General features: G+C 63.9%; 6 protein-coding genes. 5 read left to right on the forward strand and 1 reads right to left on the reverse strand.

The window, feature by feature from the left end:
• On the forward strand, positions 1 to 999 hold a 999-nt coding region (locus tag Q0X61_RS12245), incomplete at its 5' end, for an NAD(P)H-quinone dehydrogenase (RefSeq protein ID WP_297743039.1).
• Positions 1,000 to 1,067: 68 nt separating this feature from the next.
• Entirely contained in the window at positions 1,068 to 1,865 is a 798-nt protein-coding gene (locus Q0X61_RS12250) for a hypothetical protein (RefSeq protein WP_297743041.1), read from the forward strand.
• Positions 1,866 to 2,163: 298 nt separating this feature from the next.
• Here the strand turns inward: Q0X61_RS12250 and Q0X61_RS12255 are convergent, their stop codons facing one another.
• On the reverse strand, positions 2,164 to 3,918 hold the full coding sequence (locus tag Q0X61_RS12255; RefSeq protein WP_297743043.1) for a biotin carboxylase N-terminal domain-containing protein: 1,755 nt from the start codon (positions 3,916 to 3,918) through the stop codon (positions 2,164 to 2,166).
• A 77-nt stretch (positions 3,919 to 3,995) separates the two neighbouring features.
• Between Q0X61_RS12255 and Q0X61_RS12260 the strand changes: the two genes are divergently transcribed.
• The 3 genes from Q0X61_RS12260 (at position 3,996) to Q0X61_RS12270 (ending at position 5,950) form a co-directional block, all read left to right on the forward strand.
• Positions 3,996 to 4,484 carry an NUDIX domain-containing protein gene (locus Q0X61_RS12260; protein WP_297743045.1) on the forward strand — a complete coding sequence of 163 codons (489 nt, stop codon included), beginning with the start codon at positions 3,996 to 3,998 and terminating at the stop codon, positions 4,482 to 4,484.
• Positions 4,481 to 4,882: a hypothetical protein gene (locus tag Q0X61_RS12265; protein WP_297743047.1), complete on the forward strand. Its 402-nt coding sequence runs from the start codon at positions 4,481 to 4,483 to the stop codon at positions 4,880 to 4,882. Before Q0X61_RS12260 ends, Q0X61_RS12265 begins: the two co-directional genes overlap by 4 nt.
• A gap of 102 nt (positions 4,883 to 4,984) precedes the next feature.
• Complete coding sequence (locus Q0X61_RS12270) at positions 4,985 to 5,950, forward strand: acyltransferase family protein (RefSeq protein ID WP_297743049.1); 966 nt, start codon at positions 4,985 to 4,987, stop codon at positions 5,948 to 5,950.
• The last annotated feature ends 108 nt before the right edge of the window (positions 5,951 to 6,058 follow it).

The raw sequence follows: 6,058 nt of genomic DNA on the forward strand, positions 1-6,058 counted from the left end.
CTCGACGCCGACGTCGTGCTCCTCGCCACCGGCACCACTCCACGCGAGCTCCCCGACGCCAAGACCGACGGCGAACGCATCCTGAACTGGAAGCAGCTCTACGAGCTCGACGACCTACCGGAGCGCCTCATCGTCGTCGGCTCCGGCGTGACAGGCATGGAATTTGCCAACGCGTACCGCGGCCTGGGTTGCGATGTCGTCTTGGTGTCGTCGCGTTCGCAGGTGCTGCCCGGGCAGGACGCCGACGCCGCCCACGCGCTGCAGAAGGTGTTCACCGAGCGCGGCATGGAGATCATGGCTGAGTCGCGCGCGCTCGCCGCCCGCAGGGAGGGCGACGAGGTCGTCGTCACGCTCGCTACGGGTGAGGAGATCGTCGGGTCGCACGCGCTGTTCGCCGTCGGCGCCACCCCCAACACCGCCGACCTCGGCCTCGACACCGCCGGCGTGGTCGCCACTGAGCGCGGCCACATCCCCGTCGACAAGGTTTCCCGCACCAATGTCGCCAACGTCTACGCGGCTGGCGACGTGACGGGTGTGTTCCCGCTCGCATCCGTGGCGGCCATGCAGGGCCGCATCGCCATGCAGCACTCGCTCGGCGACGCCGTCACCCCGCTCGACGTGCGCCAGGTGTCGTCGAACGTGTTCACTTCACCGGAGGTTGCGACGGTGGGCGTCACCCAGGAGCAAGCCGACTCCGGGAGGATCAACGTCGCCTCCGTGATGCTCTCGCTCGACGGCAACGCCCGCTCGAAGATGCAGTCGTTCCGCGACGGATTCGTCAAGCTCTTCTGCCTCCCCACTACGGGCATCATCGTGGGTGGCGTCGTCGTTGCGCCGCGCGCGTCGGAGCTCATCCACGCCGTTACGCTCGCTGTGCGCCAGCGCATCACCGTCGACCAATTCAGCAACACCTTCACCGTGTACCCGTCGATGTCGGGTTCCGTGGCCGAAGCGGCGCGTCGCCTGCACACCCGCGACGACGGCCTACTCACCAGCTGATTCTCGCGGCCGGGCGCCGTTGGGTCGGGGGTTGTACGCTGGAAGTCACCCTCGATTGAAGGATTGCCGTGGATTTCTTACTGCTCATGTTCGTGCTGTTTGTGATCCTCGGCGCCCCTGCCTTCGGAGCCCAGCGGTACACCAGTAGGCGCCGCATCGCGCAGCAGCCTCCTCAGCAGGAGCTCTACGGCCCCGGCCCATTTCATCCGCATGCGCAGCCGGCATACGGCGCGCCGACGTCGGGTTTCGGTCAGCAGCGCATCATCTCGGCCGAGGAGTTCAATCAGTCCAAGGACGCGCTGGCCGACGACATCACGTCGTTCGGCACGGAGCTTCGTGACCTCGATCTCGACGTCGTCGGACGTGAACTCGACGCCGAAGCCCACGCCGACTACACCCGCGCGCTCGACGCCTACGACGGCGCGAAGACGACGCTGGAGCGCGCCCAGTTCGTCGACGACCTGAAACGCGTCGCGGAAATCCTGGAGGAAGGGCGCTTCTCGGTGTCGTGCGTGAAGGCGCGCGTGAACGGCGAGCCGCTGCCCGAACGCCGCCCGCCGTGCTTCTTCGACCCGGCGCATGGCCCGTCGGTGGAGGACGTGATGTGGGCCCCCGCAGGCGGCGCGCCGCGCAAGGTGCCGGCGTGTGCCCGCGACGCCCAACGCGTCAGCCTGGGCGCCGACCCCTCCATCCGAATGGTCAACTACCAAGGGCAGATGCTGCCTTACTGGGAAAACCAGGCCTTCGTGCCCTACGCGCAGGGCTACTACGGGCGCTACGACATGGACCCGACGATGCGTAGCATCGCGTCGAGCGCCCTCATGTTCGGCGGGCTGGGCCTGCTGTTTGGCATGTTCGGCGACTGAGGGGGGGGCTCGACGAGTACGGCGTCTCGATACACGGGCTACGCCCGCTACTCGAGGGCCGGGGGCGCGGGCGCTCGACAGCCGGCGACTGAGGCGCGCTGCCGACGGTCGAGCGGCGAGTGCACCGGCGCGGCGCACTCGGTGGTTGAGTGGCGGCCGGCGCGCGGACCCGGTGGTTGAGTAGCCACGAAGTGGCGTATCGAAACCAATCTCGATGTCAGGCCTCTCGAGTGCGTCTCGATACACGGGCTGCGCCCGATACTCGACGACCGGGATGGCGGGGATTGCGTGCCGCGGCCTACTCGGGATCGACGATCTCGAGAAGCACCTCGCCTGCCGTAACCGTCTGGCCCTGCTCCACCTTGATACCCTGCACCACGCCGCTGCGATGCGCGTCGAGGGGCTGCTCCATTTTCATCGCTTCGATGACGGCGATGGTCTGACCTTCCTCGACGGTGTCACCATCGGCAACGTTGACTTTGACGATGGTGCCCTGCATGGGAGCCGGGAATGCGTTGCCGGTGGGGGCGGACACCTTCGCACCGCCGCGGTCGCGCTTCGTCGGCTTGCGCATCTTCTTCGGCGTCGAAGCGGTACCGAGCCCGCCCGGCAGCTTGATCTCGACGCGCTTGCCGTTCACCTCGACGGTGATCACCTCAGGCTCCTCCACGTCGTCGGCCTCGCCGAGGACGCCCTGGTAGGCGGCGATGTCGCCCTCAAACTCCGTCTCGATCCACCGTGTGTGGACGGCGAAATCGTCGACGAAGGCCGGATCGCGCAGCACCGCCTGGTGGAACGGCAGCACCGTCGGCATGCCCTCCACGACGAGCTCGTCCAGCGCGCGCCGGGAGCGCTCGATGGCCTGCTCACGCGTTGCGCCGGTGACGATCACTTTGGCGACGAGTGAGTCGAAGGCGCCTGGGATGGTCATGCCTGCGTGGTACCCCTCGTCGACGCGCACTCCCGGCCCGCTTGGTGCATGCCACTTGGTGAGCGTGCCGGGCGCGGGCATGAAATTGCGGCCCGCGTCTTCGGCGTTGATGCGGAACTCGAACGAGTGCCCACGCGTCGCCGGGTCGTCGTAGCCGAGTTCTTCACCGTTGGCGATGCGGAACTGTTCGCGCACCAAATCCAAGCCGGTGACCTCCTCAGAGACGGGATGCTCCACCTGCAACCGCGTGTTGACTTCAAGGAACGAGATGGTGCCGTCGAGCCCGACGAGGAACTCGCACGTGCCCGCACCGACGTAGCCGGCCTCCTTCAAGATGGCCTTTGATGATTCGTTGAGGCGCTCGATCTGTGCGTCGTTGAGGAACGGCGCGGGCGCCTCCTCGACGAGTTTCTGGTGCCGACGCTGCAGCGAGCAGTCGCGCGTCGACACCACGACGACGTTGCCGTGCTGGTCGGCGAGGCACTGCGTTTCGACGTGGCGCGGCTTATCGAGATAGCGCTCGACGAAGCACTCGCCGCGACCGAATGCCGTGACGGCTTCACGGGTTGCTGATTCGAAGAGGTCGGGGATTTCCTCCATCGTGCGCGCCACTTTGAGGCCGCGTCCGCCACCGCCGAAGGCTGCCTTGATGGCGATGGGTACGCCGTGCTCCTGCGCGAAGCGCACCACCTCATCGGCGTCGGCAACCGGATCTTTCGTACCCGGCACGAGCGGGGCGCCGACCTTGTTGGCGATGTGGCGAGCCTTGACCTTGTCACCGAGCGCATCGATGGCCGCGGGAGGAGGGCCGATCCAGGTGAGTCCGGCGTCAATCACTGCCTGCGCGAAGTCGGCGTTTTCGGCGAGGAAGCCGTAGCCGGGGTGCACCGCGTCGGCGCCACTGCGTTCGGCGATGGTTAGGATTTTAGGAATGTTGAGGTAAGTATCGGCCGGCGTCGCGCCGTTCAATGCGTAGGCTTCGTCGGCGAGTTTCGCAAACAGCGCCTGCTGGTCGGAATCGGCATAGATCGCGACGGACTGGATGCCCGAGTCACGCGCCGCACGGATGATGCGGACAGCGATTTCGCTGCGGTTTGCGACGAGTACCTTCGAGATGGCCACGGTGCCCCCTTCTGAGGTTCGGTTATAACGGGGAGTCTAGCCCTTGGAGCCCGACAATGGGTGAGAGTCTAGGAACCATGCCAACACCTGAGTTCATCTTGGATCTGCGACGACACATCGGCACCGCCCCGCTATGGCTGGCCGGAGCGACGCTCGTGTGCCTCCGCGACGGCCGTGACGGGCCGGAAGTGCTGCTGCAGCGGCGTACTGACAACGGGCTTTGGGCGATGATTAGCGGCATCGTCGAGCCGGGCGAGCACCCCAGCCAGTGCCTGGAACGCGAAGCCCGTGAGGAAGTTGGGGCCGATGTCAGCGTCGAGCGCATGCTGTGGTGCATCGTCACGCCGCCGGTTACGTACGAGAACGGCGACCAGACGCAGTATCTCGACCACGGGTACGTCGGTCGGGTCGTCGGCGGCGAACTTCGGCCCGACCACGACGAGACCACCGACGTGGGCTGGTTTCCCGTCGACAACCTGCCCATGCCACAGCATCCTCGACTCGTGGCGAGCGTTCGGGTGGCGCTGGGCGCACCGTCGGAGGTCGTGGCATCCTTGGACATGTGAAACGTCTGGCCGGGCTCCTAGTGGCGATGCTCACCGTCGTTGGCTGCGCCGCAGGAGAGCCGACGATGCAGCCTGCGCCGAGCGCGTCGGTCACGGTGTCGGTGCCCGACGGGGGCCGGCCGGTGCAACTCGAGTATGCGCCAACGGGGTTGAGTGTGCCCGGCGACGCCATCGTCGAGCAGGAAATCGATCAGGTGAATAACGTCACGCTGGTGTTCGCGGCACCGACGGGCGCTGAGCTGGCCGCGTACTACCGCGCGGTGCTGCCGCAGATGGGCTTCACCATCAGCGCCGACAAGAACAACTCGCTGCTGTTCGAGAACGAGCACTGGCAGGGAGCCTTTACCGCGTCGGGCCAGACCTGCGCCATCACCTTCCGCACCGACTGGGAACGCTGATAAGTGGGTAGAAATTCGTTCTGGACCTACGTGGGCGATAGGATCTCGGCTGTAATGGATAGTAAGGAATCAATGCCTCGCACGCAGTCTCGAATTTACTGGATGGACCGAGTGAGAGGCTCCGCAATTCTGCTGATGCTCCTACTCCACGCCACGATGATTCCTGTGTTGTATGCAGGGGGTGGCGAGCCGAATAGCTGGTTGATGCGGTTCAATACCGTCGTTGCTCCCCTTCGTATGCCTGTGCTCATGTTTTTGTCAGGGATGCTCCTTTCCCGATCGCTCAAAAAGTCGCTTACTCGATTTTATTCAGGAAAATTCCGGGTAATACTGTGGGCATACTGTGTGTGGGCATTGATCTTTCTCGCCGTGGCCGGGAGGCTGTCTGAGCTTGTGAAGCCTTGGCTCTGGATGCAAACGATCTATCTGTGGTATCTCGGGTTCCTGCTGCTCTATTACCTTGTCGCTCCCCTCGTGGTGAAGATTCCTTTGTGGATATCTATTCCTGTGCTGGTATCTGCCAATTTATTTTTCGTTGGAGCTGAACGAGGATTTATGCAGAAAGTCTTTTTCTACTGGATCTTTTTCCTCTTAGGTGACTGGTACATGCGCCGAGGGGTGGGCCGGGTGATCGAGTTGCTCTGGGTTCGAATTTCCTTGGCAGTTGGAGCACTGACCATGCTGTGTGTCCAGGGGTTTGTGTTGATGAGTGATACTCTCATAATTCGAGGAGTCTGGAACCTGGTTCTTGCGGTCGTTATAGTCGGAGCGGTTATTTCGTGGTCTCCGCTGCTGCTTAATAAGGATGATGCTGACTGGCTCCAGCGAATTGGGAAAGATTCACTCGTATATTACACATGTCATTTCCCGGTGATGATATTGGTGTCGCGAGGAGTATCGGCGGTGGCGGGGGGCTTGCCGTCGTTGCTCGTTACGGGTCTGAGTCTCGTCGCTGCGCTATTGATGGGTGCCTTGCTTGCGCGTTTGCAACACCGCTCAGTGCTCGTGAAGTCCCTCTTTGAGTGTCCGCTGCCTGTACAACGCGGGCACTCTGCTCCGGTTAGATAAGAGCAGATGGGTCTTTGATCTTCTGCGCTTCGCCGGGTACCCGCGACCTGTGCAGTAGCTGAGCGCACAGCTTCTGGGGTGGAGGCAACACCAACTGGGTTAGGGGGC

The organism is uncultured Tessaracoccus sp. (assembly GCF_947255005.1).
GTDB lineage: Bacteria > Actinomycetota > Actinomycetes > Propionibacteriales > Propionibacteriaceae > Arachnia.